The sequence below is a fragment of the Myxococcales bacterium genome (assembly GCA_016712525.1).
In the GTDB taxonomy this organism is placed as follows: Bacteria; Myxococcota_A; Polyangia; order Polyangiales; family Polyangiaceae; genus JAAFHV01.
Window position 1 is genome coordinate 1,453,819 of record JADJQX010000008.1, and the last position, 25,851, is coordinate 1,479,669.

General features: G+C 68.7%; 22 protein-coding genes. 15 read left to right on the forward strand and 7 right to left on the reverse strand.

Translation table 11 applies throughout. The features are described from left to right. Nucleotides 1-3: 3 nt before the first annotated feature. On the reverse strand, nucleotides 4-948 hold the full coding sequence (locus IPK71_35700) for a hypothetical protein (protein MBK8219101.1): 945 nt from the start codon (nucleotides 946-948) through the stop codon (nucleotides 4-6). Nucleotides 949-1,088: 140 nt separating this feature from the next. On the opposite strand from IPK71_35700, the gene IPK71_35705 reads away from it, so the two are divergent. The 5 genes from IPK71_35705 to IPK71_35725 all read left to right on the forward strand — a co-directional run bounded on the left by IPK71_35705 (nucleotide 1,089) and on the right by IPK71_35725 (nucleotide 8,280). Continuing rightward, nucleotides 1,089-2,231 (forward strand): hypothetical protein, encoded by a 1,143-nt coding sequence (locus IPK71_35705; GenBank protein ID MBK8219102.1) that lies wholly within the window; start codon nucleotides 1,089-1,091, stop codon nucleotides 2,229-2,231. Between the two features lie 7 nt (nucleotides 2,232-2,238). Further along, nucleotides 2,239-4,077: a hypothetical protein gene (locus tag IPK71_35710; protein MBK8219103.1), complete on the forward strand. Its 1,839-nt coding sequence runs from the start codon at nucleotides 2,239-2,241 to the stop codon at nucleotides 4,075-4,077. 151 nt (nucleotides 4,078-4,228) lie between these two features. Next, a complete protein-coding gene (locus tag IPK71_35715; GenBank protein MBK8219104.1) occupies nucleotides 4,229-5,479 on the forward strand; it encodes a hypothetical protein in 1,251 nt (416 codons plus the stop codon). A gap of 151 nt (nucleotides 5,480-5,630) precedes the next feature. Beyond that, on the forward strand, nucleotides 5,631-6,899 hold the full coding sequence (locus tag IPK71_35720; protein MBK8219105.1) for a hypothetical protein: 1,269 nt from the start codon (nucleotides 5,631-5,633) through the stop codon (nucleotides 6,897-6,899). A 109-nt stretch (nucleotides 6,900-7,008) separates the two neighbouring features. Then, a complete protein-coding gene (locus IPK71_35725) occupies nucleotides 7,009-8,280 on the forward strand; it encodes a hypothetical protein (GenBank protein ID MBK8219106.1) in 1,272 nt (423 codons plus the stop codon). Between the two features lie 153 nt (nucleotides 8,281-8,433). Here the strand turns inward: IPK71_35725 and IPK71_35730 are convergent, their stop codons facing one another. Further along, nucleotides 8,434-8,928 (reverse strand): hypothetical protein, encoded by a 495-nt coding sequence (locus IPK71_35730; protein MBK8219107.1) that lies wholly within the window; start codon nucleotides 8,926-8,928, stop codon nucleotides 8,434-8,436. A gap of 114 nt (nucleotides 8,929-9,042) precedes the next feature. Here IPK71_35730 and IPK71_35735 point away from each other — a divergent pair, with 114 nt between their 5' ends. Next, the gene (locus IPK71_35735) at nucleotides 9,043-9,390 is read left to right on the forward strand and encodes a hypothetical protein (GenBank protein MBK8219108.1); all 348 of its coding nucleotides are present in this window, start codon (nucleotides 9,043-9,045) and stop codon (nucleotides 9,388-9,390) included. 177 nt (nucleotides 9,391-9,567) lie between these two features. Continuing rightward, nucleotides 9,568-10,500, forward strand: coding sequence for a hypothetical protein (locus tag IPK71_35740; protein MBK8219109.1), 933 nt, complete (start codon nucleotides 9,568-9,570; stop codon nucleotides 10,498-10,500). 21 nt (nucleotides 10,501-10,521) lie between these two features. On the opposite strand, the gene IPK71_35745 is transcribed toward IPK71_35740, so the two are convergent. Then, entirely contained in the window at nucleotides 10,522-12,567 is a 2,046-nt protein-coding gene (locus IPK71_35745; protein ID MBK8219110.1) for a hypothetical protein, read from the reverse strand. A gap of 155 nt (nucleotides 12,568-12,722) precedes the next feature. Between IPK71_35745 and IPK71_35750 the strand changes: the two genes are divergently transcribed. From IPK71_35750 to IPK71_35765, 4 genes are read left to right on the forward strand one after another with little or no spacing between them, the layout of a single operon-like run. Then, nucleotides 12,723-13,409 carry a hypothetical protein gene (locus IPK71_35750; protein MBK8219111.1) on the forward strand — a complete coding sequence of 229 codons (687 nt, stop codon included), beginning with the start codon at nucleotides 12,723-12,725 and terminating at the stop codon, nucleotides 13,407-13,409. After that, complete coding sequence (locus tag IPK71_35755; protein ID MBK8219112.1) at nucleotides 13,406-15,019, forward strand: fused MFS/spermidine synthase; 1,614 nt, start codon at nucleotides 13,406-13,408, stop codon at nucleotides 15,017-15,019. Before IPK71_35750 ends, IPK71_35755 begins: the two co-directional genes overlap by 4 nt. A 7-nt stretch (nucleotides 15,020-15,026) precedes the next feature. Continuing rightward, complete coding sequence (locus IPK71_35760; protein ID MBK8219113.1) at nucleotides 15,027-15,353, forward strand: hypothetical protein; 327 nt, start codon at nucleotides 15,027-15,029, stop codon at nucleotides 15,351-15,353. Next, on the forward strand, nucleotides 15,350-15,574 hold the full coding sequence (locus IPK71_35765) for a hypothetical protein (GenBank protein ID MBK8219114.1): 225 nt from the start codon (nucleotides 15,350-15,352) through the stop codon (nucleotides 15,572-15,574). The genes IPK71_35760 and IPK71_35765 overlap by 4 nt, the downstream gene beginning before the upstream one ends. Before the next feature lie 210 nt (nucleotides 15,575-15,784). Here IPK71_35765 and IPK71_35770 read toward each other — a convergent pair whose 3' ends face one another. The 4 genes from IPK71_35770 to IPK71_35785 form a co-directional block, all read right to left on the reverse strand. After that, nucleotides 15,785-16,966 carry an ABC transporter ATP-binding protein gene (locus tag IPK71_35770; GenBank protein ID MBK8219115.1) on the reverse strand — a complete coding sequence of 394 codons (1,182 nt, stop codon included), beginning with the start codon at nucleotides 16,964-16,966 and terminating at the stop codon, nucleotides 15,785-15,787. 9 nt (nucleotides 16,967-16,975) lie between these two features. Further along, entirely contained in the window at nucleotides 16,976-17,842 is an 867-nt protein-coding gene (locus IPK71_35775; protein ID MBK8219116.1) for an ABC transporter permease, read from the reverse strand. A 165-nt stretch (nucleotides 17,843-18,007) separates the two neighbouring features. Beyond that, the gene (locus IPK71_35780) at nucleotides 18,008-20,341 is read right to left on the reverse strand and encodes a hypothetical protein (GenBank protein MBK8219117.1); all 2,334 of its coding nucleotides are present in this window, start codon (nucleotides 20,339-20,341) and stop codon (nucleotides 18,008-18,010) included. Between the two features lie 303 nt (nucleotides 20,342-20,644). After that, nucleotides 20,645-21,541 (reverse strand): hypothetical protein, encoded by an 897-nt coding sequence (locus IPK71_35785; GenBank protein ID MBK8219118.1) that lies wholly within the window; start codon nucleotides 21,539-21,541, stop codon nucleotides 20,645-20,647. Between the two features lie 193 nt (nucleotides 21,542-21,734). On the opposite strand from IPK71_35785, the gene IPK71_35790 reads away from it, so the two are divergent. From IPK71_35790 to IPK71_35805, 4 genes are all read left to right on the forward strand, one after another. Next, nucleotides 21,735-23,087 (forward strand): sigma 54-dependent Fis family transcriptional regulator, encoded by a 1,353-nt coding sequence (locus tag IPK71_35790; GenBank protein ID MBK8219119.1) that lies wholly within the window; start codon nucleotides 21,735-21,737, stop codon nucleotides 23,085-23,087. Beyond that, complete coding sequence (locus IPK71_35795; protein ID MBK8219120.1) at nucleotides 23,071-24,039, forward strand: hypothetical protein; 969 nt, start codon at nucleotides 23,071-23,073, stop codon at nucleotides 24,037-24,039. The genes IPK71_35790 and IPK71_35795 overlap by 17 nt, the downstream gene beginning before the upstream one ends. Continuing rightward, nucleotides 24,036-24,437, forward strand: a complete 402-nt coding sequence (locus tag IPK71_35800) for a hypothetical protein (GenBank protein ID MBK8219121.1) — start codon at nucleotides 24,036-24,038, stop codon at nucleotides 24,435-24,437. Before IPK71_35795 ends, IPK71_35800 begins: the two co-directional genes overlap by 4 nt. A 91-nt stretch (nucleotides 24,438-24,528) precedes the next feature. Further along, nucleotides 24,529-25,851 (forward strand): serine/threonine protein kinase, encoded by a 1,323-nt coding sequence (locus IPK71_35805; protein MBK8219122.1) that lies wholly within the window; start codon nucleotides 24,529-24,531, stop codon nucleotides 25,849-25,851.

A 25,851-nucleotide genomic window follows, 5' to 3' on the forward strand; every position in this document is an offset into this window, starting at 1 on the left:
CCCTCAGGTGCGCGCGATCTCGCGCACCAAGAAGTCGACCACACGCTCGAACGGATCGAACCCGAAGCTCTGCGCGATGGCGGGCCTCAGGTTCGAGTTCGCGTTCACGTCGTAGTAGACGCGGCGGCCATCTTTCGCCTCGAGGTACTCGATGCCGCCCACGTCGAGCCCGCCCGCCGCGACGATGGCCTTCCCCTCCTCGATGGCGGCCTTCGGGATCTCGGGGTACGGGTGGAACTCGACGGGCTTCGTGGGCTTCTGCGCGGGGATTTCGCAGTGCCCGCCGCTTCCGTCGGACGGGTTGCACACCTCGGACGGGCAGAGGTTGAAGGCGCCGTGCGACACGACCCGCATCGCGTAGAGGAGCTCGCCGCCCAAGAACTCCATGCGCACGATGCCGCGCGACGGGTCGACGTCGAAGTGCTCCTGCATGAGGAGCAGGTTGTCGGGAGACCAGAGGTCGGGCGTGAGCTCGAGGGTGCGCACGAGCTCGGCGTGGCTCTCGAGCAAGAACATGCGCGCGCCGCTGCCGCCCTGCTCGGGCTTGAGGAGCGCGGGGTAGAGCGACCAGGCCTTCTCGACCGCGGCGACGTCGTTGAAGGCGAGCGAGCGCGGGTGATGGAGGCCGAGCTTCTTCAAGAGCGCCCCCTGCGCGCTCTTCGACAGCTCGAGGGAGAACGCACGCGAGCCATTCAAGACCCGGGCGCCTGCGATCTCGAGGGTGCGCATGAACGAGAGCGCGAAGGGCACCGCGCGCGTGTTGCCACGCACGTAGGCGCTCGGGCTCGCTTGGTTGAAGTAGAGCTTGGCCTCGGGCACGAGGTCCACGTCGAAGGTCGCTCGCTTCAGGTCGAAAGCTGCAAACTGCACCTTTCGACGTTCGAGGGCCGAAAAGAGCGGCTTTTGCCACTCCGGGTGCTCGTAGAGGACCGTGACGTCGGGGCGCATGGGTCCCCGGTATGCGACGCATCGCGCGAAAACGCAACGCGTCGAGACGTCGCCGAGAAAACCGCGCCGATCCGAAAGGCTGAGCTCGGCGTTAGGGAATTGACGTTGAATTAAGAAAAGAACCCACTAAGGACAAGGGCATGGCTCGCTTCGCACTCGTCGGTCTCGTCTCGGCATGCCTCGCCACCTCGCTCGTCGGCTGCACCACCACGGTGGTCTCGGGCCCCACGGAGGACGCGCCCCTCGTGCCGAAGGCCCCCAAGCTCGGGAAGGGAGACGGCTCGGCGTCGTCGGTCACGCTCACGACGATCGTCGACGCGAGCGCCGGTTTGAAGTCCCCCACCGATCTCGACTGGAACCCCCTCAAGCCGGGCGAGCTCTGGGTCGTCAACTTCAAGGACGACAGCATCGTCACCGTGAGCGACGCCCCCACCGACGCACGCGCCGCCCTCCGCCGCCGTGACGCCGCGGCCACGCACTTCATGCCGAACCCGACGGGCATCGCGTTCGGCGCCGCCGAGACCACCTTCGGCGTGCCGGGCACCTTCGCCGCCTGCGGCGAGTCGCGGAACGAGCGCGCGAGCGGCTCCGCGAACGACTTCATGGGCCCCGCGCTCTGGTCGTCCGACCCGGCGGTGTTCGCGAAGAAGGATCCGATCGGCCTCGGCTCGCACCTCGACATGTTGCACAATACACCCTTGTGCATGGGCATCGCCCACGAGAAGGGGAACCGCTACTGGGTCACGGGCGGCTTCAACCGCAGCATCGACCTCTACGACTTCAAGCGCGACCACGACATCGGCCAGGACGACCACTCCGACGGCGAGTCGTACCAGTACGCGCGTGGCCAGCTCGGGTACGTGGCCGGCGTGCCGAGCCACCTCGCCTACAAGGCCGACACGCAGATGGTGTACGTGGCGGACACGGGCAACAAGCGCATCCTCGCGCTCGACGCGAAGACGGGCACCGAGTCGGGCCGCGTGCGCGCCAAAGAGAAGATGGCCGTCTCGGTCGAGATGGACGGCGCGACCCTGACCGACCTCGTGCCTCCCACGTTCGGCCTCGTGCAGCCCTCCGGCATCACGCTCGACGGCGACATGCTCTACGTGACCGACCACGCCACGTCGAAGATTTACGCCTTTTCGCTCGACGGCAAAGAGCTCCAGCGGCTCGACACGGGTCTGCCCGAGGGCTCGCTCGCCGGGATTTCGGTCGGCCCCGATGGTAAGGTCTACCTGGTCGACATGGTCGAGAGCAGGGTGCTCCGCATCGACCCGAAGTGAGCCCGCCATGACGAAGAGCCCTCGCCCCCTCGCCCTCTCGGTCCTCCTCGCCGCGGGCTTGGGCGGGGCGCTCGCGTTCGCGGCATGCTCGAGCCCGTCCGAGGTCGAGCCCACCGCCGACGCCTCGGCCGTGGACGCGAAGGCCGACGCGCAGAAGCCCTCGCTCTGCGTCGACGGAAAACCCTCGCCCTACCCGAGCGACACGAAGATCGACCTCTTCGCCACGCTCCCGCCCATGGAGCTCCCGAAGCTCGGCGGCGGCACGTACAAAGCAACGGAGCGCTTCGAGCCGTGCGCCCCCCGCTCACGCCTGCTCGTGTTTCGCACCACCGCGGCCTTCTGCGGCACCTGCCAGTGGAGCCAAGCGCACACGAACGAGATCGTGCCGAAGGGCCTCGAGGACCGCGTCGAGCTCGTCGATCTCGTCGTCTCGGATCGGAACAACGTGCGTGTGCGCTCGAGCGAGGACCTCGCCCGCGTCGAGAAGGAGCTCGGGCCGCACGCTGGCATCGTGGCCGCCGACCCGGAGTACCGCTTTCAGTCGGTGGGCCTCGGAGATCGGCGCCTCCCCTTCTACGTCTTCGTCGACTCGCGCACGATGGTCATCCGGCGCTTCTTGCCCGACCCGGAGCCCGAGACGCTCGAGAGCGCCATCCGTCGCGAGGTCGCCCAGCTCGACGGGACGCCGCCCCCGCCGCTCGCGGACCCGGCCGTCGAGGATGGCCTATTCCCTCGAAATCACTGGGAAATGCTCAAGGACATGACGCTCCCCGGGCCCGCCCCGAAGGACCCGACGAACGCCGTCGGGGACTCTCCGCTCGCGGCCGCGCTCGGCAAGGCGCTCTTCTCCGATGCGAGGCTCTCGCCGTCGGGCAACGTCTCCTGCGCGACGTGCCACGACCCGGCCAAAGGATACGCCGACGGGAGACCGCGAGGGCTCGGTGTGGCCGAGGGAGACCGCAACACGCCGAGCGTGCTCTTCGCGTCGCACGCGCGCTTCCAGTTCTGGGACGGCCGCGCCGACACGCTCTGGCTCCAAGCCGTGGGCCCGTTCGAGAACCCGATCGAGATCGCGTCGAACCGCCTCTTCGTCGCGCACAAGATCCATGAGCTCTACAAGGATCGCTACGACGCGATCTTCCCCGATGCGCCCCTGCCTCCGCTCTCGGACACGGCGCGTTTCCCCGCGAACGGGAAGCCGGGAGACGCCGCGTTCGACGGGATGAGCGCGGCCGACAAGCTCGCCGTGAACCAGGTCTTCGTGCGCGTCGGCAAGGTGATCGCCGCGTTCGAGCGCACGATCACCGCCAAGAAAAACCGCCTCGATCGCTACATCGAGGGGGACCGCACCGCCCTCACCGACGTCGAAAAGCGCGGCATGCACGTGTTCTTCACGGCGGGCTGCGCGCAGTGCCACTACGGCCCGCGCCTCACCGACGACGCCTTCCACAACATCCGGTTCCCCACCGGCAGGCGCGACCAGAAGGCCGACCGTGGCGCCGTCGAAGGCCTCCCGCTCCTCTTCGCGAACGAGCTGCGCAAGCCCGAGTACGCCGACGGCCCGTTCCAAGACGTCTTCTTCCCGAAGGGCGACGCGCGCGAGCTCGAGGGCGCGTTCCGCACGCCGCCGCTCCGAGGCATCACGGCCACGGCTCCGTACGGGCACGGCGGGAACCTCGCCACCTTCGAGGACGTGGCCAAACACTACGGCAACGCCGGAATCAAAGAAGACGACCCTCGCGCCGTGGGCCCCACCGAGGGCTGGGTGCCGAGCTTCACCGACGAGCACCGCAAGGAAGTGGTGCCGATGCTGGAGCTGTTCTCGGCCGAGATCGTCACGCCCTGAACGGGCGCGCCCTGCGCGGCGAGCTGCGACACAAAAGCGGCACGAGACGCCTCCGATCCTGGCACCTCCCGAGGGTGCGAGCTAGACCCGAGGATTGGGCTTAACCTCGCGCGTTCGCTCGCGTTTCACCACGGAAGACCGGCTCCCACACATGCGCACCTCGACGGCCATCGGGCTCTCTCTCGCGATCCTCTCTCTCGGCGCCGCGGGCTCGATCGCCGCGTGCACCTCGACCACGCGCCCTGCCATCTTCGACGACGGCGGCAGCGACACCGGGACGACCACCGAGGGGCCCGGCGACGAGGCCGGCTCGCTCTTCGAGGACGCGGCTCCCCAGGAAGATCTCAGCCCGAAGGGCACGTGGACCGGCACCGTGTACACGCCCGCGGCCAAGGTGCCCGTCGCGTCGGCGCTCGTGTACCTCACGACCAAGAAGCCCGACCCGCTCCCCTCGGGCAACTTCTGCGACACGTGCATCCCCCTCGAGAAGACGATCCCGCAGACGCTCTCGAAGGCCGACGGCACCTTCACCATCGTGGCGAACCGCCTCGGGCCGCAGTTCTTGGTGATCCAGAAGGGCACGTTCCGCCGGGTCGTCGAGGTGAACGTCAAGGAGGGGGATCTCCGCCTGTCCGAGAGCGACACCACGCTGCCCCGCCAGAACGACACGGCCAAGGGCGACCAGGTGCCGTCGATCTTCCTCTCGAAGGGGAACTTCGACGACATCGGCGCGACCCTCGCGAAGCTCGGAATCACCCCGACGCGCACCCTGGATCAGTCGCAGGAGCGGACGTCGCTCTCGAACGTCACGGAGCTCGCGAAGTACCACGTCGTGTTCCTCCCCTGCGGGAGCTGCGTGACGAACGAGACCAACAACAACGGCACCGCCGAGGACCCGGCCATCAAAGGCGCGCTCCGCGACTACGTCACGAAGGGCGGCAAAGTCTACGTGACCGACTGGAAGCAGGGCTTCGTCAGTGAGGGCTTCCCCGGCTACGTCGACTTCGCGCAGGCCAAGGGGTGCACCGGCGGCGGGTACGACGTGAACGCCATCGTGAAGGACCAGGGCCTCGACGACTGGCTCAAGGCCCAGGGCACGACCGGCAGCTTCCAGCTCAAGGCGAACTACCAGCGCATCAACGGCGTGCGGCAGGTCTACCTCGAGGACGGCGACGGTGGCACCCGTGTGTACTCGCCCAAGGTGTGGATGTCGGGCAACCAGAGCGGCTCGGAGAAGCCTCAGACCGTGTCGTTCGAGTACGGGTGCGGGCGCGTGCTCTACAGCACCTACCACACCGAGACGAGCGCGACGGCCCCCCTCGACGAACAAGAGAAGGCGCTCTTCTACATCCTCTTCGAGGTCGCCTCGACGTGCGTCGTCGACCCGATTATTCCGAAGTAGTTTCAAGAACTTAGAAAGTTCGGCACGAGGGCGGTCCGCATGTCGCGGGGCGTCCTCGTGTCTTGCTGTGCTTTCGTCCTGGCGAGGCGTCTCGGAGGAGGCTACACCCGACGGGCTCGCGTCTCCCGCGTGCACCGGAGAACCCTCGGCAATGCACACCTCCAAAGCGATCGGCCTCGCCTTCCTCTCTCTCTCGCTGGGCCTCGGCTCGGTCGTCGCGTGCAGCGGGACTCCGCGAAACGCCGTCTTCGACGACGCCGGCACCGAAGGTGGCACGTTGCCCACGGGCGAGGAGGCGGGCGCGCTGTTCGAGGACGCAGCTCCCCAAGAGGATCTCTCGCCCCGCGGCACGTGGACGGGCACCGTGTACACACCCGCGGGTGACATCCCCGTCGCCGGCGCGCTCGTCTACCTCACGCCCAAGAAGCCCGACGCCCGGCCCCTCACCAACTTCTGCGACACGTGCGTCCCGCTCGAGAAGTCGATCCCGCAGACGCTCAGCAAGTCCGACGGCACCTTCGAGCTCGTGGCCAATCGCCTCGGCAAGCAGTTCATGGTCATTCAAAAGGGCCAGTTTCGCCGGGTGGTCGAGGTCGACATCAAACAAGAGGACGTGCGCGTCTCGCGCTCCGACTCGACCCTCCCGCGCCAGAACGACACGGCGCGCGGCGACCAGGTGCCGTCGGTGCTCATCATCGACACCGACTACGACGACATCGAGAACGCGCTCGACAAGCTCGGCATCCCGCGAGGCACGGTGGTCGATCAAGACAACCGCATGAGCGAGCTTCAAGATCCGGCGAAGCTCGACAAATACCAGATCATCTTTCTCCCGTGCGGCGAGTGCGGGACACGCGGCGGCGGCACGTTCGACCCTCCCTCGTCCCACGGCGCGGGCCACGCCATGGATGCCACGGTCCAGGCGAACTTGAAGGCCTGGGTCCAGAAGGGCGGAAAGCTGTATGTCACAGACTTCGCCTACTCGTTCTTGAACGAGACCTGGAAAGACTACGTGCGCTTCGCGCCGAGCAAGGGCTGCAACTCGAGCTCGTACGACACGCCCGCCAACATCGACGATCCCGGCCTCAAGGCCTGGCTCGACGCGCAGGGCGATCGCAACGTCACGTTCGAGAACGCGTGGATCAAGGTCGAGGGCGTGAACGAGGTCACCGTGCCCGACGGCGCGGGCGGCATGAAAAAGGTCGTCCCCAAGGTGTGGGCCTACGGGAACGACAATGGCAAAAACCGCCCCATGACGCTCTCGTTCGAGGACGCGTGCGGCCGCGTGCTCTACAGCGCGTACCACACCGAGGGTGACGCCATCGGTGGCGGGGGCAAGCTCCTCGCCCAAGAGAAGGCGCTCATGTACGTGCTCTTCGAGGTGTCGACCTGCCTCGTCGATCCGGTCATCCCGAAGTGATCTTGGGCCGCGCTCGCTGAGCGCGAGCTGACCTTGGCCACGCCGGCGCGCCTTTTTTCGGGGTGCGCGGGCGGGTCGGGCGGCGGCGGTGTACGATCGGGGGTCTCGCATGCCCACGACCCCCAAGGCCTTCGGGCTCTCTCTCGCTGCGCTCGCGCTGGCGCTTGGCCTCGGCGTGGTCGCGGCGTGCAGCGGCAGCATGCGCGCGGCCGTGTTCGACGACGCGGGCAACGAGGGCGGCGCGGCGAACGTGGGCGACGAAGCGGGGGCCCTCTTCGAGGACGCGGCTCCCCAGGAAGACCTCTCGCCCAAGGGCACCTGGACCGGCACGGTGTACACGCCGGCGGGCGAAATTCCGGTCGCCGGCGCGCTCGTCTACCTCTCCCCGAAGAGGCCCGACCCGATCCCACAAGGCAATTTCTGCGACACGTGCGTCCCGCTCGACAAGTCGATCCCCGAGACCCTCACCAAGGCCGACGGCACCTTCGAGCTCGTCGCCAATCGGCTCGGCAAGCAGGTCTTGGTGATCCAAAAAGGGCAGTTTCGCCGCGTGGTCGAGGTCGACGTCCAACGAGGAGATAGGCGCGTCTCCCGCGGGGACACGACGCTCCCTCGCCAAAACGACGCGGCCAAAGGCGATCAGGTGCCCTCGATCTTGGTGGTCGACACGGCCTACGACGACATCGAAGAGACGCTCGACGGGCTCGGCATCCCGCGCGGTACCGTCATCGCGCAGAGCACGCGGCTCATCGAGCTCCGCGATGCGGCACGCCTCGACACGTACCAAATCATCTTCCTCCCCTGCGGCGAATGCGGCACGCGAGGCGGCGGCACGTTCGACCCGCCCGCCTCCCACGGCGACGGTCACGCCATGGATCCCGTGGTGCAAGCGAACCTGAAGGCCTGGGTGCGGAAGGGCGGAAAGCTGTACATTACAGACTTTGCCTACTCGTTCCTGAACGAGACGTGGAAGGACTACGTGCGCTTCGTGCCGAGCAAGGGCTGCGACACCGACGCGTACGACACGCCGGCGAACATCGACGATCCCGGCCTCAAGGCCTGGCTCGACGCCCAGGGCGACCGCGACGTCACGTTCGAGAACGCGTGGGTCAAGGTGGAGGGCGTGAACGAGGTCACCGTGCCGGACGGCGCGGGCGGCACGAAGAAGATCGTGCCCAAGGTGTGGGCGTACGGGAACGACAATGGCAAGAACCGTCCCATGACGCTCTCGTTCGAGGACGCGTGCGGCCGCGTGCTCTACAGCGCGTACCACACGGAGGGTACGGGGTCCTTGGGCAAGCTGCTCCCTCAGGAGAAGGCCCTCATGTACGTGCTCTTCGAGGTGTCGACGTGCCTCGTCGACCCGGTGATCCCGAGGTGATTCGCGCGGGCGCGAGGGGCACGCGCGACACCACGATTGGCACGTGTGAGCCAACGAGGTTGGCTGACGACCCGCGGCGCTCGTGCGAAAGGCGACCGAGAACCGACCGACGTTCGCGCCAACCTCGCGAAACTATTCGTTTCTCAAAATAGGTCAGTCGTTTTTGGCGCCGGCCGCGACCCACGCCTCGATCGCCGCGACCTCGGAGGCCGAGAGCGGCGAGGCACCCACGGGCATGCGCGTGACGCCGTTCGAGGGCCCCTTCACGAGCTTCACGAGCAAGCTGTCGGCCGCGTTCCCGGCGACCACCCGGGTCTGCCCCGCGGCCGCGGTCGACGCGACCCCAACGAGCTGACCGTGCGACTTGCCCGCCTCGAGCGAGAGCCCCGACGACGGTCGCGCCCCGGAGTGGCACCGGCTCGTGGCGCACGACCGGGTGAAGATCGACTGAACGCTCGTGAGGGTAGGCTCGATGGGCGCGGCGTCCGCGGGCGCGGCATCTTCGGTGGCCGTGGCGGTGGCCGTGGCGGTCGGAGAGGCGTCGGCCCCGCCGTCGACCGTCTCGTCCGTGGAGGACGAACAAGCCGCCACGGGGGCGAGGGCCGAGAGCACGAGCGCCGAGAGGGAGAGACGGAGCGTAAGCGACATGAGGGAGCTTCCTTAGCCTGTGGGGCCACGTGTGGCGACCGGGTTCGATGCCGCACCCCGGCCTTTCGCCGCAGACCGAGGGAAGACTTCCGAGGTGCCGGCGTAGGCGTCGGCATGTCCAGCATGTTCCTCGCAGCCCCATCCCACGAGGAACCGGGCGTTCCCCTCGTCGCGGCGGTCCTCCTCGTGGGCAGCTTCGTGTCGTACGCGGTCTGCTTCGCCCTCGCGGCCAGCACGAAGCGCCTCTCCGCCTTCGACTACGTCGCGGGGACGTTGGGCCTCTTCTGCGGCGTCGGCTGGATCTACTTTCTTTACCGCGCGAACGACGTCACGCTGAAACACAGCTTCGACCTCGTCGAGAAGGGGGAGGACCCCGCCGTGGCGCGCGCCATCAACACACGCTTCCGCATTGCCGCGGGCGTGACGATCGCGTTCGGCGTCGCCATCATGTTCGTGCGCTGACCTTCGCGCCCCCTTCGACGAGAGCCCGAAGAGGGAGCGCGCGGAGCCCGTGCCGCGCGACCACGTCGGACAAGGCTTCGACGATGTCGCTCCGCCGTTCGTCGCGCTGCTCCGCCTCCCGGTAGATTGGTTGTCCAACCCATCTATGCGCCCCATGCTCCGGTCGAGAGGTGCACCATGACGATCCCCATCCCCTCCCTCGACCCCGCACACGTCCGCGCCATCGCCATCCGTACGAACGACCTCGGCCCCTTCGAGGAGGACGTGCTCTGGCTCTTCGACACCCCCTCGGGCGAGCTCGAGATCCCGGGATCACGAGTGAACGGAGAGGCCGTGGGGGTGCTGCACGCCGCGTTCCCGGGCCTCGACTCGGAGAAGATCGTGCGCGCGATGACCTCGGTCGAGCCCCGCACATTTCGTGTTTGGCACCCGCGAGCAGCCGAGGTCCCACGGACCAAGAAGGCCCTCGAGGCGCGGTTCGAGTCCCTCGTCACACGCCTCGGCGGGCGAGACCCGGGAGGCCACGTGGGCTTGGCCCTGATCTCCGCGTGGTCCGCGCCCGAGCGCCGCTACCACGACACCGAGCACCTCGGAGAGTGCCTCGTCGCCCTCGCCGACCTGCACGGCGAGAACGAGGACCGCGACGTCGCCGAGCTTGCGCTCTTCTACCACGACGCCGTCTACGATCCGCGCGGCCCGGGCTCCGAAGCAAAGAGCCAAGAGCTCCTCTGGCGCGACGCGAACGCCTTGGCCATCTCGGACCACGTGGCCGAGCGGGCCGCCGAGCTCGTGGGCGCGACGGCTCACACGGAGCTCGCGGGCGGCGCGAAGGACCCGCTCACCGGGCCCGTGCTCGACGCGGACCTCGCGGGCCTCGCGCGGGATCCCTATGGCTTTCTCGACTACGAGGACGGGGTACGTGAAGAATACATGCACGTACCCGACGAGGTCTTCTTCGAGGCGCGAGGCCGCTTCCTCCGCGGGCTCCTCGCGCGTCCCGCGCTCTACGTCACCCCCGCGGGCGCCGCCCTCTACGAGGCGCGAGCGCGCGCGAACCTCACGGCGCTGCTCGCGAGCCCTCGTTACGCACGGGGGCGAGCTCGCGCGTAGCTTGGAGCCACTCGCGGCGGGTCACTCCGGGCAGGGTGTGCCGAGCTTCGCGGGCGCGGGCACCACGGGGACGCCGTTCTTGCGGTACGTCGTGTGGAAACACCCGTACTGGTACCGCACGGCCTCGACGCGCCGGTAGATGCCGTGCCCGTCGAACGCGCCGTTGTCGTTGTCGTACTGCACGACGACACCGGTGTAGGGTTTTCCCCCACTGCCCTTCGCGTTGGCCTTGACCGGGTAGTCGACCTTTTGGCCGAGCCCCACGAGGTCGAGCGCGGGCTTCATCGTGGGCCAAATGTCGGCGCCCGCTTGCGGGTGACCGTACCCGAGCGCCATGGCGTCGTAGATGTCGGTGGTGAAGTACGAGTCGCCCTTGCCGACGGGCTCGTACACGTGGCGGACCGGGTGGCCGGGCAGAGGCTCGCGTGAGAGGCGCGGCGTCGACACGATCGGGTCGATGGCCTCCCAGGCGGTCTCGATCAGGTGGAGGGCCGGGTGCATGAACGTGACCTCCTCACGCGTGCCGATGAGGAGGCGGAGCAGGTTGTACGAGTTCGGGAGCACGTCGGTGCGCAGGGCGAAGTACGTCCAATACCCGCCGGCGCCCGTGGGCACGGCGGCCTCGATGCGCGGCTCCACCGCGCTCACCATGTTGGTGTACATGCCGCCCATGCTCTGGCCTTGCACGCTCAAGCGCTCGAGGTCGAGCTTGTAGCTCGTGGCCCCCGCGGGGAGAGACGCCCCTTGGCACCCGTCGAGCACGCTCTTCGGGATCTCGGCCTTCGTGAGGGCCGTGAGCAAAATACGCGACTCGACGATCCCTTGGCGGAACGTGTCGCGCATGGCCGGCGTGTTGTTCAAGTTGAGGTAGTCGTAGTCCTTGGCGCCGGGCACGCGCTCGGGGCTGATGGGCAGTGAGGCGCCGGCCATGGCGAATCCCATGTTGGCCATGGTCGCGCCCGGCCACACCTCGTACGGATCGCCCTTGGTCCCGCCGTCGATGAACTCGCGCGCGAGGCCTCCGGAGCCATGGTAGAAGACGACCACCGGAAACCCTTTTTGGGGCATCTCCTTCTTGGGTATCGAGATCGAGACCGACACGTCCTCGTCGCGCTGTTTCACGGGCAGCCCGTCCGGGCCGAGCTCGAAGAGGCCCTCGGTGTCGAACGGGGGTTTGCCCTTCTGGAACTGCGGCAGGGTGATCTTGGCCGTGACGTGGCAGAAGGGCGCGTTCGCGAGCGACGGGATGGTCTCGAGGGCGAAGTCCTTCAGGGGGGGTGAGGTCGCCTCGGAGAGGGTCTTCGTGAGCGCAGCGGTGTCGGCCACCATGTCGCCGGTGGTGAACACGGTCGCGTGGGCTACGTCGTCCCGAGGGATGCCGAGCGTGTCGAGCGTCGTGAAGAGCTTCGTGTAGAGCGGCACCATGGCGTCACCCCGGGCGCCCCCGGGAGACTCGCCCTTCGCCAGCTTCTGCATCGCAGCCGAGGGCTTGAGCGCGTTCCCGTCGGCGTCCTTGGCGCCCGAGCGCACCACGTAGGCGTACGTGCGCCCGGGAGAGAGCAGCACGCCGGGGCGCGGCGCCACGGCCAGCAAGAACTCGGGCACGTAGCCGTCGGGGTTGGGCGTGGTAGCGACGAGCGGGTACGTCTTGCCGCGATCGGGCGATTTCTCGTCGACGTCGACGAGCACGATCGGGGCGTCTTTGCCCGCGATCACGTCCTTCTCGCCGCGCGGGGCGAGCGGTTTGTCGAAGCGGAAATACGCGACCGAGACCACCGGGAAGCCCTTGCGCTCGCGGGCCATCTTCTTGAACTGATCGATGATGGCGAGCGCCGGGTTCGGGTACGAGGCGACGTCGGGGGCGCCTTTCGCGTCGAGGCGGAGGTCCGACGGGTACGGCACGTCGAAGAACGCGCCCTCGGCCGCGAAGTCGGCGCTCGGATCGAGCACGGCGGTGGCCCCGGGCGCCGGCGCAGGAGCGGGATCCGACGAGCAGCCGAGCGGCCCTCCGAACGACGACACGAGCCCCACGGACACGACGAGACCTGCCACACGAAGAAATCGCATGACGAAAAACGTAGCCGAGACGCGCGCCTGCGGAAACGGCCCCTCCCCCCGGGACCCAATTGGGACAGGTCGGCTCGTGGGGCCGCGCTCTCGGCCGGCGGAGACACCGAACGGCCCCGGCCGGGCAAGAACCGGTCTATAAGCCTCCGCGCCTCATGCACACCGACACGTCCGAAAAAGCCCCAGAGGCCGCCGGGGCCGCCCCCACGCGCCTCTGGCTCTACCTCGTCTTCCTCGTCTCGGGGTTCGCGGCGCTGCTCTACCAGGTCGTCTGGCAGCGCGCGCTCTACGCCATCTACGGGATCAACATCGAGTCGGTGACCATGGTCGTCACGGCCTTCATGCTCGGGCTCGGCCTCGGGAGCCTCGCGGGCGGCGCCGTGTCGAAGGACAAGTCTCGCCCGGTGCTGCTCCTCTTCGCGGGCGTCGAGGGGGGCATCGGGCTCTTCGGGTTCTTCTCGCTCGCGGTGTTCCACGCGGTCGGGAACGCGACGTTGCTCATGTCGCCGCTCGTGACGGGCGTCGTGACGTTCCTGCTCGTGCTCGCGCCGACCATGCTCATGGGGGGCACGCTGCCGCTCCTCGTCGGCTACCTCGTGCGCACCTCGGGCAACGTCGGAAAAACGGTGGGCACGCTCTACTTCGTGAACACCCTGGGCTCGGCGTTCGCGTCGGCCGCGGCGGTGCTCCACCTGCTCGGGCACTTCGGCCAGAGCGGCACCGTGCGCATCGCGTCGGCCATGAACCTCTTCGTGTGTATCGTCGCGTTTTTGCAGCATAAAAAGACGTCGGGGGCGCCCGCGCCCGCGTCCGTGTCTGCCGCCGAGGAGGTGTCGTCGTGAGCGCCACGAGCTCGCCCTCCGCCGACGTGTCGCGGGCGCCGTTCTCGTTCGCGATCGTGGTCGCGGCGCTCGCGGGGTTCTTGGGGCTCTCGTACGAGATCCTCTGGTACCGCGTCATCGCGTTCGAGAGCTGGGGCGCGCCGGGGGCCTTCGGCCTCTTGCTCGCGGCCTACCTCCTCGGCATCGCCGGGGGCTCGCGCGTAGCCGGTGTATTCTGCAAAGAAGGCGACACGGGTAAACCGGAGAAGCTCCGGGCCCTCGCGACGTTCACCTTCGCCGCGAACCTCGCCGCGTACCTCGTCGTGCCCGCGTTCACGTACGGCGCGCAAAAGTACGAGTGGCCCGCGCCCCTCGCGGCCGTCGCGATCGCCGCCGCGTTGACCGGCTCGGTGCTCCCCCTCGTGGCGCACTTCGGCATCGCGCCCGACGATCGCGCCGGGCAGAAGCTCAGCTACGTGTACCTCTCGAACATCGTCGGCTCGACGCTCGGGAGCCTCGTCACCGGCTTCGTCTTCATGGACACGATGAGCCTGCCGACGATCGGCCTCGTGCTCGCGCTGCTCGGCGTCGTGGTGTCGGCAGGCATCTTCGTCGCGAGCAAACCGCCGAAGGGCGAGCTCGGGGCGACGCTGCTGCTCGCCGCGGTCGTGTGCTTCGCATTCGTGCGAGGGAACCCACACGCGTACGACAGGCCCTACGAGCGGCTGCTCTACAAAAAGACCTTCGACGAGAAGACCACCAAGTTCGCGGAGGTCATCGAGACGAAGAGCGGCGTCATCACGGTCACGCCCGACGGCGTCGTCTACGGCGGCGGCGCGTACGACGGGAAGTTCAACACGTCGATCGTGTACGACCGGAACGGCATCATGCGCGCCTACTCGATCGGCGCGATGCACCCGGCGCCGAAGCGCGTGCTCATGGTGGGGCTCGCGTCGGGCTCGTGGGCGCAGGTCGTCGCGCACCTCCCGGGCGTCGAGTCGTTCACGATCGTCGAGATCAACCCCGGGTATTTGAAGCTCGTCGCGAACCACCGCGAGGTGGCGCCGCTCCTCTCGAACCCGAAGGTGCGCATCGTCACGGACGACGGGCGCAGGTGGCTCCTCCGCCACCCGGACGAGAAGTTCGACGTGATCGTGCAGAACACGACGTGGCACTGGCGCGCGCACATCACGAGCCTGCTCTCGGTCGAGTACCTCGAGCTCGTGCGGTCGCGTCTCTTGCCCGGCGGGATCTTCTACTTCAACACGACCTCGTCGGACGACGTGAAGAAGACGGCCGCGACCACGTTCCCCCACGCGATGCGCGTCTACAACTTCATGGCCGTGAGCGACGCGCCCTTCACGTTCGACCGCGCGCGATGGGAAAGGACGCTCACCGAGTTCTCGATCGACGGGAAATCCAAGGAGATCGACCGCACGAGCGAGGCCGGGCAAAAGCTCTTCGCCGACCTCGCCGCGTATGCCGATACACTCGAGGCGCCCCCGCAAGACCACGGCCTCGAGAAGCGTGAGAGCCTGCTCGCACGCCTCCCCGCCGAGGCCAAGGTCGTGACCGACGACAACATGGTGCCCGAGTGGCGCCAAGTGATTCGATTCCCCGAGCCCCCGTGAGCGTTCCATGAAGGTCTTCTCTCTCTCGTTTGCCGCGATCGCGTTCGTCACCCTCGCCGCGTGCGACCCCAAGCCGAACGTGCCCGAGCTCCCGCAAGCTCCCTCGGCGCCGAGCGCCCCGGCGACGGGCGCGCCCACGCCGCAGCCTCCCGCGACGGCCGCCAAACCCGAGACGCCCCCGAAGCCCGAGGACAACGCCGGCGGCCCGCCGCTCGCGAAGCTCGGCGAGATGTGCGGTGGCTTCGCGGGGATCCAGTGCCAGAAGGGCCTCGTGTGCGGCAACGTGATGCCCGTGGCCGACGGCTCGGGCACGTGCCGCAAGGCGAACCCGTGAGGGGCGTCGCGGCCGCGCTCGTGGCAGGCGCGCTCGCGCTCGGGAGCGCCGCGGGGTGCCGTTCGCCCAACGTGGCGGGTCAGTGCGAGCCGACCCCCAAGTGCCTCACCGGGGTCGAGTGCGACTACGACAAGGCGCGCGGGTGCAACGTGTGCCGGTGCAAGCCGCCGATGGGCACGACGCCTCAGACCGTGCCGGGCACCCCGCCGATCCCGCCGTAACGAGGGCCTGACGGGACCTCGAGGGCGACCGACGTTGGCGCCAAGCCCTTGATATCGTTAAAGATTGAGTTTGCGCCTCCCCCTCCGCGGCGAACGCCGCGGTTTGGGGGAGGTCGCGGGCGCGCAGGCCGGAGGCCGAGCACCCGCGGGTGGGGGCACCCCTTCTCCCGGCTCTCGGCTCGAAGGCGACCCGCCGCGACCGGAGCTACCTCAGGTGAGCTCCATCACGCGCTGCTCGAGGCCCTTGCCCTTGGTGACGCCGCTGATGCGGGCCTGGTTGTTCAGGAGGACCCAGAGGGCGTGCGAGATGACGGTCTCGGCGTCGATGCTGCCGCGCTCGAAGTAGATGGCGAGCTCGCGCTTCTCTTCGTCGAACTCGACGCGCTTGATCATCGGGATGGCGCGGAGCTCCGGGAGGGGGACGGGGCCCGGGGCGAGCTTGATGTGCACCTCTTGCGACGAGGCGGTGAGCTCGGCGATGGAGCCGTGAGCGACCACGCGCCCGCGATCGAGGATGGCCGCGCCGTCGCAGACCTCTTCGAGCTCTTGGAGGTTGTGGCTCGACACGATCATCGTGCAGCGCCCCTTGCGGGACTTGATGATCTGCCGAACCTCGTAGGCGACGCGCGGATCGAGGCCCGCGGTGGGCTCGTCGAGCAGGACGACCTCGGGCTCGCCGAGGAGGGCCTGAGCGAGCTGGACGCGCTTGGCCATACCGTGGGAGAGCTGGTTGCAGCGCAGCTTGAGCCAGTCGCGGCCGTCGACCTCGGCGAGCACGGCGTCGACCTCGGTGGCGATCTTGTCCGAGGGGATGTCCTGGAGGGCCGCCATGTGGGTGAGAAACTCGCCCACGGTGTCGGTGTTGGGGAGGAGCGCGTCCTGCGGCAACACGCCGAGCCGACCGCGGAGCTCGTCGACCGCGTTGGGGGCGAAGCCGAGCACCTCGACGAGGCCCTCGGTGGGCTGGAGGAACCCTGCCATCATGGAGAACGTGGTGGTCTTGCCGGCGCCGTTCGGGCCGATGAGCCCGTACACCGAGCCCGCCTTGATCTTGAGCGAGAGCCCGTCCACGGCCGTCTTGGCGCCGAAGCGCTTCGTGACCTTGGAGAGGCGAACGGCGATTTCTGCCGTCTTTTTGCCCTTCTTCTTGGGGGCCGGGGCGACGAACTCTTTGTCGTCGTAGGAGACGGGCTTCGCGGCGGGTGCCTCGTCGGCCTTCTTCTCGTCGGCCTTCGGGGCCTCGTCGGCCTTCTTCTCGTCGGCCTTCTCGGCCTTCGCGCCCGCGCCGTCGGCCTTCGCTTCGTCGGCCTTCACGGCCGAGGTGGGCTCGGGGGGATCGACGGCGGGCGGGGGCGGGGTGAGGTCGTCGCCGGCGGGGGTCTCTTCGCTCATGCTCATGGGTCAGACGTCTCGGCGGGAGAAGAGGAACGTGCCACCGCCGATGCACAGCGTGGACATGAGGGCGCAAGCGCCGAAGCCCGCCGCGGCCGTCCACAGTTGGGGCGAGAGCAGGAGCTTGTCGTAGAAGTTCGGGTAGAGGTAGAGGAGCGGCTCGACGTCGGCGGCGTTGCCGATGACCCACACGAGCCAGAGGCCGAAGTAGACGGCGAACGTCGTGAGCAGCGCCACGATGGGCATGCGGAAGAACGAGCTCACCAGCACGGCGATGCCGCACCAGGCCGCGCTCATCGGCAGCGACACGACCCAGAAGCGGATGCCCCACGAGAGCGTCTCGGCGGCGGTGGCCTCGCCGCGCGCGATGCACACGCCCCAGATGAGCGCGTGGATGGCGAGGGTGACGGCCGACACGGTGGACCAGAGGCCGAGGAATTTGCCCGCGAAGAACGAGCCTCGGCGGGTGCGCACCGTCCAGTAGCGCACGCTCCTGTGCTGCACGTCGCCCGCGAACGAGTCGAACCCGAGCAGCGCGATGAGCAGCGGCGTGAGCCAGATCGTGATGAGGAGCCCCGCGAAGAGGACCTCGGGCGAGTCGGCGATGTACTTGGCCGTGACCTCGCCGTAGAGGGGCGTGAGGCCCTTGATGCGTGCATTGTGCACGAGCTCCTTGAGGCCCTCGGCGCCGATGCCGGCGACCGCGCCCTCTTCGCCGATCTGAGCCCGCTTGAACTGCTGGAACTTCACGAGGAGGAGGGCCGCCCCGAAGCTCCCGAAGAGCGAGATCAAGAGGAGGACGATGCCCTTCACGCTCCGGAAATTCTTCCGAAGCTCGCGCAGCAGGATGAGCTGGACTTCTTTCAGCGGGTTCACGGGCACCTTCCCTTGGGCGAGGCGCACCACAGGGCGCGCGCGGCGTAACCGTAGTGGTCTTTCCCGTTTCGGCAAAGCGGAACGGGTGAACGCGCCGAGGCGGCCTCAGGGCACCCCCGAGACCGCCTCGTTCTCCTACCCTATCTATTCAGAACTACTGGACAATCATCCCTTGCGGCGGCGCGAGGCGAGGGCAAGGCCGAGGGCGGCGAGGCCGAGCCCCATGACGGGCGCCCCTTGCGTCGGCGAGCCGGAGGGCACGGAGCAACCCGACTCGGACTCGGCCGCGGGGGCCGCCGGCGCGGGGTTGCCGCCGGGAGGCGTGGGCACGGGCGCGGGGCCGTCGAACGCGAACGACATCGCCGTGTAGTAGCCATCCTGGTCGCCTGCGTTGCCGATCTGGACGTAGACCTCCTTCGTGTCGGCCGGGATCTCGATCTCGGCCGACGTGGCCTTCGCCTCGAGCGGCAAGGTCAGGTCGGCGTCCGACGTGATCGTGCCCTTGGTGGTCCACGTGAGGGGCGCGCCGAACTTCACGAAGAGCACGGGGGCGAACGGGGTGCCGCCGCCGCCGAGCACGCCGCCACCTCCTCCACCGCCGCGGTCGAGCACCTTGAACGAGAAGGTGGCCTTGGTCGACCCTGCGGGCACGGCCGCCTTGGTGGTGACGAGGCCGGCCGCCGTGGTGCGCACGCCGAGCGTCTGCTTGCCGGGGGCGGCGAAGGCGCCGGGCGACGAGGGACCCGTCGGCGCCTCGACCGCCTTGCCGTCGAACGTGCGGATGCGCGCGCAGCCGGGCAGCACCTTGCGCGCCGTGAAGGCCTCTTCGAGCAGCGGCTTGGCGGCAGGGAAGTCCGCTCCGACCGTGGCGAGGAAGAGGTTCGCGAGCTCGGTGTACGAGACCTTCCCGCGGCCCGCGTTGGTGCGCATGCTCTTGTAGATCGCCGCGTCGAGCTTCGTGCGATCGGCCTCGGGGAGCTTCTGCCGCGCGTCCCAGAGGGCGCCGGAGAAGAGCGTCGAGTCGAAGTGCACCTCTCCGACGATGGCGTCGTCGCAGGTGTCCTTGTTGGCGAGCGTGCGAATGACGGTGAGGTTCGCGGCGAAGTCCTTCGAGGCGTACTCGCCCACGTCGGGGTCGCCCGTGACCGCCGCAGCGAAGTAGTCGGCGAGGCCCTCGTTCATCGAGCCCGGGGCAGCCGTGGCGCCGCTCGCGTCCATGGACCACGCCTCGAGCTTGAGCGAGTTGTCGACCACGGCGTGACCGAACTCGTGCACGACCACGTCACCGTCGTACGAGTAGTCGCGGTTCGGGCCCTGGCCGAACCACATGGATCCGTCCGAAAACCCGTAAATCTGGGCGAAGATCGCGCCGAGACCGCCGCCGCGCGGCGAGAAGAACGCGTTCTGGAAAGGCGCGAGCGGCTTCTCGACGTCCCCCGCGGCGGCGATGTTGCCGGAGATGACGGCCGCGTCGACGCGCAGGTTCGCGATGGTGCGGAGCGGCTTGTCGAGCACGACCTGCGCGTCGGCCACGCCCTGGAGCTTGCGGAAGTAATCGTAGGCGCGCGTCGCGTGGTAGTACATCGACACCTCGGAGTACTCGTCCTCGGAGGCGCCGGGGTCGGGCTGGTCCTTCGGCGTGTAGACGTAGTTCCCGTCGACGTTGGGCTTCGCGAGCTGGACGAGGTCGCAGGTGTGGACCTTCAGGTTGAAGCCCGAGAACGAGACGTTCTTCGCCTGCTTCTTGTCGACGCAGTTCAGCGTGACAAGGAACGGGTTTTCGAGCTTCTCGCCCACGGGATCCATGCCGAACGGGAGGAGCTCGAGCGACTTCGACTTCTCGGGGTTCGAGGCGTGCACGCTGGCCTTGGCGAAGGTGCGCATGTCGCGCGCCTCGAAGATGGTGCCGTCGTTCGCGTCGACCAAGAAGCGGAGCGCCTCGCCCGTGGCGACCGGAACGCGCGGGAGCACGGCGTACGCGAGCTTCGCGCCCTCGAGCGTCTGGGCGACGACGAGGTACGCATCTTCGGCCGAGACCGCGATGCGGAACGCGCGAGCGACGTTGGCGGCAGCCTCGGAGCGAACGAGACGCGGCTTGGTGCTCGCGGGGAGATCGATCGTGGCCACGTCGGTCGAGGTGAAGAGCACGTCGCCCACGGCGTTCATGCGCACGGTGGCGCCCGCGCCGATCACCGGCAGGCCACGGAACGTCTGCCCGAACGTGACGATCTCGTCGCCGTCACCGAACCTGTCGTGGGACGTCTTGACGAGCTCGACGGGCGCGGCGACCACGCTCGCCACGGCGGCCCGTGCCTTGGCCTCGCCGCGGAGGAGGAGGCCCTCGCGCGACATCTTGGGGGAACCGGCGACGAGCGTGCCGTGCGCACCTCTCGCGACGACGCGCGCGCTTTCCGGTGCGGCCGACGACGTCGTCGAGAGCGTGGTGAGAGCAGCGCCGGCGAGCATCGCGACGAGAGCATTCCGAGTGTGGCTTCGCATTCGTTCCTCCGTCCCCGTGCCGACCTGAAGGCCTCGGGGCGCGCGAATGCTGTCAGCTTGCGTGGCGAGGTCAAGCCCACGTCGGCGCCGAAACTCCGAGGAACGAGCCGCTCCCGAGGGCCCGTTCCGGTCCTCCCGTTCGTTTTCCACGAGAAATTCGGCGTACCACCGGTATCCGGATGACCCGAGGGTCGTACCTTTCACGACCCTAAAATCGAACCGAGCTCATCCCTCGGCCAAATGGCCGATGCGCACGCGCGGGCTCCGTGCTTCGCCGCTTGCAGGAGCCCGTCGCCCGGGAGATCAGCGAATGATCGCGACACAGCACCCCGTGACGCAATACGAGCCGTCGGGGCACGCGGTGGAGGCGTTGCAGACCTGCGCGCCGTTCGAGCACGTCTGGCCGCCCGTGGGAGGGGGCGCGCCGTCGGGCGTCGGAGCGGTGGCGCAGTCGGCGGGGATCTGCGTCTTGCCGATGCAGAGCTCGCAGCGGTCGCACGGGTTCGTGCAGTCGGCGACCTGCGCGCACGGCGTGCACTTCGTGGGGTCGTCGATGTCGGCCACGCTGCACGTCGACGAGAGGCGCACGGTCACCTGCGAGCCGTCGCTCTTTTGCACGGCGCAGCAGCCGAAGCAGTCGCACCCGTTCGGCGTACGCCCGAGGCAGAACGACTTGCACTGCGCCTCTTGCGTGGCGGGGCAGTTCTTGAAGTTGGCGTCGTAGGTGCACTGGCCCGGGGCCGTGTTCTTCGGATCGCACTTCAGGTTCCACTCGCAGCGGTCGTCCCCCGCGCCGCTGTTGCCGTCGAAGAAGCAGTCTTGTTTGCAGGCGTCTTGGTTGTCGCCGGGGATGCCGGTGCCGAAGGTCTTCTCGTCGTTGTCGAGCGGACCTGCGCACTCGGGATCGAACCAGTCGACGAGCCCGTCGCCGTCGTTGTCTTTGCAGTCGGAGCACTGAGGCGTCGTCCCGTCGGCGAGCACGAGCGGCGTGCATCCGACGATCGCGCCGTCGGCGAGCACGATGCCCCCGTCGGTCGGGAGAGGCGCGCCGTCCGGGAGGGTGCCCGGTCCCCCTTCGCCCGTGACGCCGCCACCATCACCGCCGCCGTCCGGAGTGTCGGTGCCATCGACCTTCGAGCCGCACGCGACCAGGAGGCCCAAGACGAGAGCGACGACCGCGAGACCACGGGAGCTTTTCATGGCGGTGCCGGAAGCAACGGGCGAGCCACGCCGAAATCTCCGTCCGGAGCGGGCCACGGGCGTCGCAAGTGGTCGCCGAACCGACCGCCTCGACGGTAGGTGACGTGACCGGGACGAGGCCGAAAAAGCCTCAGGTTTCGCGGGGTGACGCAAATGTGTCTAGGTCTGCCCAATTCCCCGTAGACTCCTCTTCGTGACCGAGTCGAGAGACACCTCCACCGTCGCCAGCCCCCGCATGTCGAGCCCCGGCGAGCTCGGCGTACGCATCCGCGTGATCGACGGAGCCGGCAAAGACCGAGGGCTCGCCCTCGTTCGCGCCACGGCGACCATCGGCAGGCACTCCACGTGCGACCTCGCCATCCCCGACCCTCAAGTGAGCGGAGTGCACCTCCACGTCGCGATCGAGGGAGACCGCATCCGCGTACGCGACGCGGGCAGCACGAACGGGACGTGGCTCGCCGGGCAACGCGTCTACGACGTGTCGGTCGGTGTCGGCGCGGAGCTCACGGTGGGAGGAACCAAGCTCGCCGTCGAGCGGGACAGCGCGACCCCCGAGCAAGACGAGCCGCAAGGCGAGGGCTTCGGGGATCTCGTCGGGGCGTCGCGCGCCATGCGCGAGCTCTTCGGCGTGCTCGAGCGCATCGCACCGAAGGAGCTCACGGTGCTCCTCCTCGGAGAGACGGGCACGGGCAAAGAAGAGGTCGCGCGCACGATCCACAAACATTCGAAGCGCGCCGACAAACCCTTCGTCGTGGTCGACTGCACCGCCCTCCCCGACACGCTCGCCGAGTCGCTCTTGTTCGGGCACGAGAAGGGCGCGTTCACGGGCGCGAACGAGCGGCGCACGGGCTTCTTCGAGGCGGCGCATGGGGGAACGCTCTTCCTCGACGAGGTGGGCGAGCTCCCGCTGCTCCTCCAGTCGAAGTTCCTCCGCGTGCTCGAGCGGCGCGAGATCGTGCGCGTCGGCTCGCAGGTGCCCGTGCCGGTCGACATCCGCGTGCTCGCGGCCACGAACCGCGACCTCCGCCTCGAGATCGACAAGGGGCGCTTCCGCGAGGATCTCTACTTCCGCCTCGCGCAGATCCGCCTCACCCTTCCGGCGCTCCGCGATCGGCCCGAGGACATCCCGCTCCTCTGCCGCAAGCTGCTCGAGCGCGCCGGCTCCGAGGCCATGATCGAACAAGAGGCGCTCACGCTGCTGACGGGGCAGCCCTGGCCCGGCAACATCCGCGAGCTTGGCAACACGCTGCTCCGCGCGAGCGCGCTCGCCGCCGACGGCATCATCCGCCGCGAGGATCTGGCCGGCGAGGGCTACGGTTACCGCGCGGGCCGCGAGGCCTCGGCCGACGAGCTCGTGGGCACGTTCGCGGCCGCCAAGGACAAGGCCATCGAGCGCTTCGAGAAGGCGTACCTCTCGGTGCTCATGCGCCGCTGCAAGGGCAACCTGTCGCGCGCGTCGCGCGAGGCCGACGTCGCCCGCCACCACCTTCGCGACATCCTGAAGAAGCGAGAGCTCTACGGCTTGGACTATGGCGACGAAGAGTAAACACAGGAATCTATTCGCTTTTTCACTCGTCGTCGCCGCCTCGTTCGCCCCGGCTGCGGCCTACGCCGACGACGACGTCGAGATCGCGCGCAAGGCCTTCACGGCGGGCTACGCCGAGGAGCAAGCGGGCCACTTCGCCGCGGCCCTCGAGAAGTTCCTCGAGGTGCAGCGCGTGAAGGACACGGCGTCCGTGCGCTACCGCATCGGCGCATGCCACGAGGGCCTCGGCAGGTTCGACCGCGCGCGCGAGACCTACCTCTCGATCGAGAAGGTCGCGCGCCCCGAGGACAAGGACGTCGTGGCTTCGGGTGCGGCCAAGGCAAAGGAGCTCGAGGCCAAGCTCGGTGAGCTCTCGCTCCGTGTCGAGTGCGACGCGAGCGCGGCGCGCGTATCGATCGACGGCAGCGACGTTCCCCTCCAGAACGGCCAAGCCAGCGTGTTCCTCGGCCCCGGCGAGCATCGCGTCACGTACGAGCCCAAAGGTGAGCCCCCGGTCGTCACCCCCATCCGGCTCGACGCCGGAAAACAGACGGTGCTCGTCCTGAATCGCGCAGGCACCAGGGCTGGCGCGGCGCCCGACAAGCTCCCCACGCCCCCGCCTCCCGTGCAGACCGACTCGAGCACCTCGAAGACCGTCGGGGTCGTCGGCATCGTCGTCGGCGCGGCGTTCGTGGTGGGGTCCGTCGTGTCGTTCGTGCTCCGCGAGTCCGCCATTTCGAGCATCGAGACCGACTGCCCCGAGGGCCGGTGCCCCAAGTCCAAAGAGGGCGACGTGACCTCGGCGCGCTCGCGGGCCGAGGCGCTCTTGCCGGTCGGGATCGTCACCGGCGTCGTGGGCGGCGTCGCGCTCGGCGGTGGGCTATACTTGACCTTGCGCCCGACGAGCGCCCCCGCGGGGGCTTCGAGAGGCACAACGGGAATGACCTTCGGCCTCGAGGTGCCCTGGCGATGAAGCTCAAGAACGCTCTGCTCATCGGCTTCGCGGCCCCGGTCGCCCTCGGCGTCGGCTGCAGCTCGATCCCCGACGTGACCTTCATCGACGACGCCACCGACGGCGGGAGCGTCGTGCTCGCCGACGGGGCCGTGGTCCCGAAGGACGCCGCGACCGACACGAGCAAGCCCGACACCGGCACGAAGCCCGACGCGAGCACCCCGGACGCCGCGACGCCGTCTTGCCCTCAGGCCGTGCCGCAGGGCTACGTTCGCTGCTGCGGCTCCGTCCCGTGCGCGGGGGACGATTGCGAGGTCAACTGCGGCGAGTGCCAAACGAAGTGCGGCACGAACGAGGGCTGCTGCTCCCGAAAAAACAACGTGACGTGCCGGCCGCGCTCGTCGTTCGTGTGCAACTGACACTGCACGGGCGCTCACCTTCGTTCGACCAGAACCAAACGCTCGATTTCGGCGCCGGTTGGGGCGAAGATTGCCGTAAGGCCACGCAAGCATGACGGAACCCGCCGCCGAGACGAAGACCCCCGAGCGGTACGCACACTACAAGGTCGTGCGACCGATCGGCCGTGGTGGCATGGCCATGGTGCACGCCGCGACCAACGAGCGCACCGGCGCCGACGTGGCCCTCAAGGTAGTGCACGAGGGCGCCTACACCGACGAGGCCCGCGCGCGCTTCGAGCACGAGGCGTCTATCGCCGGCAAGCTCGAGCACCCCAACATCGTGCGCGTGTACGACTTCTTGACCGACGAATCCGGCGCGTCGGTGCTCGTGATGGAGCGGCTCCGGGGGGAGACGGTGGCGTCCCTCCTCGAGCGCCGCTCGAGGCTCTCGGTCACCGAGACGCTTGCGATCGTGCTCCCCGTGCTCGATGCGCTCGAGCACACGCACAAACAAGGCATCGTGCACCGCGACGTGAAACCGTCGAACGTGTTCCTCGCGCGTGGCGCCGAGGGCAAGGTCATCCCCAAGCTGCTCGATTTCGGCATCGCGACGCGCCCCCTCTCGAGCCCGCATCTCACCGCCGACGACGAGGTGCTCGGCACGCCACGATCGATGTCCCCCGAGCAGATCCGCGGGGACGCCATCCTCGACGGACGCAGCGATCTCTTCTCCGTCGCGTCGCTCGTCATCGAGATGCTCACGGGGAGCGCACCGTTCGCCGCGAAGACGGCCGCCGCGAGCCTCGTCGCCGTGCTCGAGCGCGACGTGGACCCGGCGCCCGAGATCCCCCCGAAGCTCTTCGTCGAGCTCGAGCGGGCCCTCCGCAAGCGCGCGATCGAGCGCCACGCTTCGGCGAAAGACCTGGCCGAGGCGCTCCGAAGCGCTTGCGATGCCATCAAGGTCGAAGACCTGCAAACGGCCCTCCACGACATCGCCCCCGAGGACACCACCGCAGGCCCGCTGAGCACCGCCAACGACTCCCCCGTCGAGCGGCGAAAACGCCCACTCCTTCCGCGACGCGCGCTCCTCCCGGCGGGCGCGGCGCTCGTGCTCGTGACGGTGATAGCCTTCTCGATCGGCTCGCGCTTCGGTGGGCGTGACGGGGGCGAGCGCGCCGCGGCCGAGCCTTCGTCGAGCGCCACCTCGGGCGCGAGCGCGAACACGCAGGTCGCGGCGCTCCCGCCGAACCGTATTCCTCCGCCACCGGGCGACGTACCACCCGATCCGCCCGCTCCTACGGCCACGACGGCGCCGTCTCCCGTCGCCGGAAAAACTCAGGCGACCAGCGCGCCGAAGGGCACGGCGGGAGCGAGCGCGAAGCCCGCGGGGAAACCGAAGCCCACGAAGCCCGTCGCAACGCGACCGGACTTCTGA

What these genes read in the sequence shown, in the direction of transcription:
- IPK71_35700 (MBK8219101.1), bottom strand. Translation starts at nt 948, where the DNA reads ATGCGCCCCGACGTCACGGTCCTCTACGAGCACCCGGAGTGGCAAAAG.
- IPK71_35705 (MBK8219102.1), top strand. Translation starts at nt 1,089, where the DNA reads ATGGCTCGCTTCGCACTCGTCGGTCTCGTCTCGGCATGCCTCGCCACC.
- IPK71_35710 (MBK8219103.1), top strand. Translation starts at nt 2,239, where the DNA reads ATGACGAAGAGCCCTCGCCCCCTCGCCCTCTCGGTCCTCCTCGCCGCG.
- IPK71_35715 (MBK8219104.1), top strand. Translation starts at nt 4,229, where the DNA reads ATGCGCACCTCGACGGCCATCGGGCTCTCTCTCGCGATCCTCTCTCTC.
- IPK71_35720 (MBK8219105.1), top strand. Translation starts at nt 5,631, where the DNA reads ATGCACACCTCCAAAGCGATCGGCCTCGCCTTCCTCTCTCTCTCGCTG.
- IPK71_35725 (MBK8219106.1), top strand. Translation starts at nt 7,009, where the DNA reads ATGCCCACGACCCCCAAGGCCTTCGGGCTCTCTCTCGCTGCGCTCGCG.
- IPK71_35730 (MBK8219107.1), bottom strand. Translation starts at nt 8,928, where the DNA reads ATGTCGCTTACGCTCCGTCTCTCCCTCTCGGCGCTCGTGCTCTCGGCC.
- IPK71_35735 (MBK8219108.1), top strand. Translation starts at nt 9,043, where the DNA reads ATGTCCAGCATGTTCCTCGCAGCCCCATCCCACGAGGAACCGGGCGTT.
- IPK71_35740 (MBK8219109.1), top strand. Translation starts at nt 9,568, where the DNA reads ATGACGATCCCCATCCCCTCCCTCGACCCCGCACACGTCCGCGCCATC.
- IPK71_35745 (MBK8219110.1), bottom strand. Translation starts at nt 12,567, where the DNA reads ATGCGATTTCTTCGTGTGGCAGGTCTCGTCGTGTCCGTGGGGCTCGTG.
- IPK71_35750 (MBK8219111.1), top strand. Translation starts at nt 12,723, where the DNA reads ATGCACACCGACACGTCCGAAAAAGCCCCAGAGGCCGCCGGGGCCGCC.
- IPK71_35760 (MBK8219113.1), top strand. Translation starts at nt 15,027, where the DNA reads ATGAAGGTCTTCTCTCTCTCGTTTGCCGCGATCGCGTTCGTCACCCTC.
- IPK71_35770 (MBK8219115.1), bottom strand. Translation starts at nt 16,966, where the DNA reads ATGAGCGAAGAGACCCCCGCCGGCGACGACCTCACCCCGCCCCCGCCC.
- IPK71_35780 (MBK8219117.1), bottom strand. Translation starts at nt 20,341, where the DNA reads ATGCGAAGCCACACTCGGAATGCTCTCGTCGCGATGCTCGCCGGCGCT.
- IPK71_35785 (MBK8219118.1), bottom strand. Translation starts at nt 21,541, where the DNA reads ATGAAAAGCTCCCGTGGTCTCGCGGTCGTCGCTCTCGTCTTGGGCCTC.
- IPK71_35795 (MBK8219120.1), top strand. Translation starts at nt 23,071, where the DNA reads ATGGCGACGAAGAGTAAACACAGGAATCTATTCGCTTTTTCACTCGTC.
- IPK71_35800 (MBK8219121.1), top strand. Translation starts at nt 24,036, where the DNA reads ATGAAGCTCAAGAACGCTCTGCTCATCGGCTTCGCGGCCCCGGTCGCC.
- IPK71_35805 (MBK8219122.1), top strand. Translation starts at nt 24,529, where the DNA reads ATGACGGAACCCGCCGCCGAGACGAAGACCCCCGAGCGGTACGCACAC.